This is a genomic window from Streptomyces sp. MZ04 (assembly GCF_004684775.1).
In the GTDB taxonomy this organism is placed as follows: Bacteria; Actinomycetota; Actinomycetes; order Streptomycetales; family Streptomycetaceae; genus Streptomyces.
The window spans coordinates 1-3970 of the sequence record NZ_SRIC01000461.1 but is presented as its reverse complement, the minus strand read 5'-3'; the positions used below and the strand labels follow the sequence as shown (position 1 = coordinate 3970).

Here is a 3970-nt window from a genome sequence, read left to right as displayed (position 1 = left end):
TCGCTCGCGCGGGGAGAGGGGACGGCTGGGGGCGCGGTCTCTGCCGGGGTGGGCTGGGCCGCCCCGCCCGCCATCGCGAGCCCAAGCGTCTGCTCGTCCGCGTCATCGCGGGCGTACTCCGCTGCCACCCGGCCCTCGTACATCACCAGGACGCGGTCCGAGAGGCCGCGGATCTCGCTGAGTTCTGCCGAGACCAGGAGGATCGCGTGGCCCGCGTCGCGGTGGGCGATCAGCTGGTCGTGGATGGTCTGGATGGCGCCGATGTCGACGCCCCGGGTGGGCTGCTCGACGATCAACAGGGGGGATTCATGGGCCAGTTCGCGGCCGATGACCAGTTTTTGGAGGTTGCCGCCGGAGAGCGAGCCCGCCGTGTGCCCGGACGACGCCGCCTTGATGCCGAAGCGGTCGATCAGGACGCGGGCGTGTTCGCGGAGCCAGGACGGGCGGAGGAGGCCGTGGCCCCGGTGGTGGCCCATCGCCAGATTCTCCGCGATCGTCGCGGCCGGTGCCGTGCCGACCGCCGTGCGGTCCTCGGGGACGTACGCGAGACCCGCCGCACGGCGGCCCGCGGCCGTCGCGTCGGTGATGTCCTGCCCGGAGAGGGTGACGTGACCGGCGGTCAGCGGACGCAGGCCCGCGATCGCCTCGGCCAGTTCGGACTGGCCGTTGCCCGCCACGCCCGCGACGCCGACGATCTCCCCGGCGCGCACGGTGAGCGACACGTCACGGACGGATTCCGTGCTCAGGCCCGTCACGGTCAGGACCTGACCGCCCGGCGTGCCCGAGGGATGCACCCGGTCCAGTTCGACCGCGCGTCCCGTCATCGCCGCCGCGATCCCGTCCGCCGTGGTGTCAGAGGTGCGCATCCGCGCCGCCACCCTGCCGTCCCGCAGGACCGTCACCGCGTCGCTGCCCTCCATCACCTCACGCAGCTTGTGGGTGACGAGGAGGACCGTGCGGCCGTCGTCCGCGAGGGAGCGCAGCACGCCGAACAGCGCGTCGGCCTCCGCCGGTGTCAGCACCGCCGTCGGCTCGTCGAGGATGAGCGTACGGGCGCCCCGGTAGAGGAGTTTGAGGATCTCCACGCGCTGGCGCACACCCACCGGCAGGTCCCCGACCTTCGCCGCCGGATCCACCGCGAGCCCGTGCTCCTTCGCGAGCGCACCCACACGCCGCACCGCCTCCGCCCGGTCCGTCAGACCGAAGCGGCGCGGCTCGGCGGCGTACACGACGTTCTCCGCGACCGTGAAGGAAGGGAAGAGCTTGAAGCTCTGGTGCACCATGCCGAGCCCGGCGGCGATCGCCTCGCTCGGCCTGGAGAACGTCACCTCGCGCCCGTCGAGCAGGATCTGCCCGGCGTCGGGCCGCTGGAGGCCGTAGAGCACCGACATCAGCGTCGACTTGCCCGCGCCGTTCTCACCCATCAGGGCGTGGATCTCACCGCGCGCGACGGTCAGATCCACCCGGTCGTTGGCGAGGGTGCCGGGGAACTCCTTGGTGATGCCCCGGAGTTCGACGGCGGCCGCGTCGGGCGCCTCCCGGTCCTCAGGCGGCCGGGTCATGGACGGTCAGCTTCCCCGCGACGATGTCGTCCCGCAGCGACTCGACGCGCTTGAGCACGTCCTTGTGGTCGGCGATCAGGCACTGGGAGTCCGCGAGCCCCGGCTCGAGCGCCGTCAGCGACATGCCGCCCTCCTTCAGGCCGTACGACACGGTGGTGCCGCCCTTGCCCTTCAGGATCTGCGCGATGCCCTTCTCGACGGCGACATCGGTCTTCTTGAGTACGTTGTCCACGACGTTGCCGGGGCTCGTCAGGCACTGGTTGGCGTCCACGCCGTACGCCTTGAAGCCACCGGACTTCGCCGCCTGGAAGACACCCGTGTTGCCGCCCGCCGCGGCCGCCATCACCTGGTCGGCCCCGCCCGAACCGAGCGTCGCCGCCTGGTCCTTGGCGCGCGCGGCGTCGTTGAACGGCGACTGCCCGCCCACGAACAGCGTCCGCGACTTGGCCTTCGGCTGGACCTTCTTCGCACCGGCCGCGAACGGCTCGCTGTAGCGCCGGAACTGCGGGGTGTCGAGGACGTCGACGGCGCCGACCTTCTTGCTCTTGGTGAGCAGACCCGCCTCCGCGCCCGCGAGGTAGACCGCCTCGTGCTCGCGGAAGACCGCGCAGGTGACGTTCTTGTACGTCTTCTTCGTGCACGCGTCGACGAGCAGGAACTGCTGCTTGGGGTGCGCCTCGGCCTGCTGCGCCGCGATGTCCGCGAACTCGAAGCCGACCAGCGCGATGACGTCGGGCGCGGAGTCCACGGCCGACTGCACGTTCTGCTGCCGCGAGGACGTGTCGCTGCTCTGGAAGACCTTCGGCGTGCCGCCGCCCTGCGCCTTCGCCGCCGACTTCACCCCGCTGACCGCCAGCTTGAGGAACTCGTTCTGGGCCACGGGGTCCGGCGTGACGAGGGTGAACGCCTTGGCGCCCTTGTCACCGTCGGAGCCGCCCTTGTCGGCGGCGGCGTTGCAGCCGGTGGCCAGGAGGACGGCGCCGACGGTGGCGGCGGTGATCCTGAGGGACGTACGCGTGGAGAGGGACATAGGGGAGCGCCTTCTCGAAGGTGCCTGGGAGCCCAGGCGGTGGCGGGGAGCGGACGGTGCGGAGCAGTGTCGCTCAGCGGCGACAGGAGCGACAGGCGCGACAGCGACACATTCGCCGGGCGTCGACGGCCATGGCGGGGCAGCGCATGACGTCCGTGCCGCAGATGGCGTCGTACATGGCTGTCCTCCTCGCACCGTGGGGCGATCCGTCCTGGGTGGCGGTGAGGGTAACACCGGATTTCGGACAGCCGCACGAACGTCTCGAAATATGGTTCGAGTGCGTCGGGTACGGTGACGGCACCCCTCCTCCCATGGCCCCAATCGCCCCTGTTTCTTCGGAGTTGACCACCATGACCAGCCAGGATCTGCGCGCCGTCACGTGGACGGCGGCCGCGGAGGGCGGCGCTGTCCCGTCCCTCTCCCTGATCGACCAGACCGCGCTGCCGCACGCCCTGAACCGCCTCGACGTCACCACCGTCGACCAGTTGATCGACGCCATCGTGCGCCTGGTGGTCCGTGGCGCTCCCGCGATCGGTGCCGCCGGCGGGTACGGGGTGGCGCTCGCCATGGCGCAGGGCGAACGCGAGGGCTGGGACCGGGCGCGGCTGGACGCCGAGGTGGCCCGGGTGCGGGCGGCGCGGCCGACCGCGGTGAACCTGATGGTCTGCGTGGACCGGGTCGCCCCGCTCATCGACGCGGGTCTGCCCGCGGTGCTCGCCGAGGCGGAGGCGATCGTGCGGGAGGACCTGGAGGCGAACCACGCGATGGGCGCGTTCGGCGCCGACTGGCTCCTGAAGCGGGTGCCTGCCGCCGCGGACCGTCCGCTGCGGATCCTCACCCACTGCAACACGGGCGCGCTCGCCACGGCGGGCTGGGGCACGGCGCTCGGCGTCATACGCGAACTCCACGGGCGTGGCCGCCTGGAGACCGTGTACGCGGATGAGACCCGCCCCCTGCTGCAGGGCGCACGGCTCACCGCGTGGGAACTGGCGCAGGAGGGGATACCGCACTTCGTGCAGGCGGACAGCGCCGCGGCGGGGACGATCCTGCGGGGTGAGGTCGACGCGGCGATCGTCGGGGCCGACCGGATCGCCGCGAACGGCGACACCGCCAACAAGGTCGGCACGGTCGGCATCGCGCTGGCGTGCGCGTACGCGGGGATTCCGTTCGTGGTGGCCGCGCCGACGACGACGGTGGACCTCGCGACGGCGACGGGTGCGGACATCCACATCGAACTGCGGGGCGAGGAGGAGGTCCTGGAGTGGGCGGGCGTCCGCACGGCACCGGCCGACTCGCGCGGCCACAACCCCGCGTTCGACGTGACACCGGGCTCGCTGGTGTCGGCGCTGGTGACGGAGCGGGGTGTGCTGGAGGTGGC

At 72.1% G+C, this 3970-nt stretch carries 3 protein-coding genes; 1 reads left to right on the top strand and 2 read right to left on the bottom strand.

Annotation, left to right across the window (positions count from 1 at the left end; all coding sequences use genetic code 11):
* Positions 1-1562 (bottom strand): ABC transporter ATP-binding protein (locus tag E2651_RS41785; protein WP_135336492.1); only part of this gene is annotated, 1562 nt, incomplete at its 3' end.
* Positions 1546-2592: a BMP family ABC transporter substrate-binding protein gene (locus E2651_RS41780; RefSeq protein ID WP_135336491.1), complete on the bottom strand. Its 1047-nt coding sequence runs from the start codon at positions 2590-2592 to the stop codon at positions 1546-1548. The genes E2651_RS41785 and E2651_RS41780, both read right to left, overlap by 17 nt.
* 350 nt (positions 2593-2942) lie before the next feature.
* On the opposite strand from E2651_RS41780, the gene mtnA reads away from it, so the two are divergent.
* On the top strand, positions 2943-3970 hold a 1028-nt coding region (gene mtnA, locus E2651_RS41775), incomplete at its 3' end, for an S-methyl-5-thioribose-1-phosphate isomerase (RefSeq protein ID WP_135336490.1).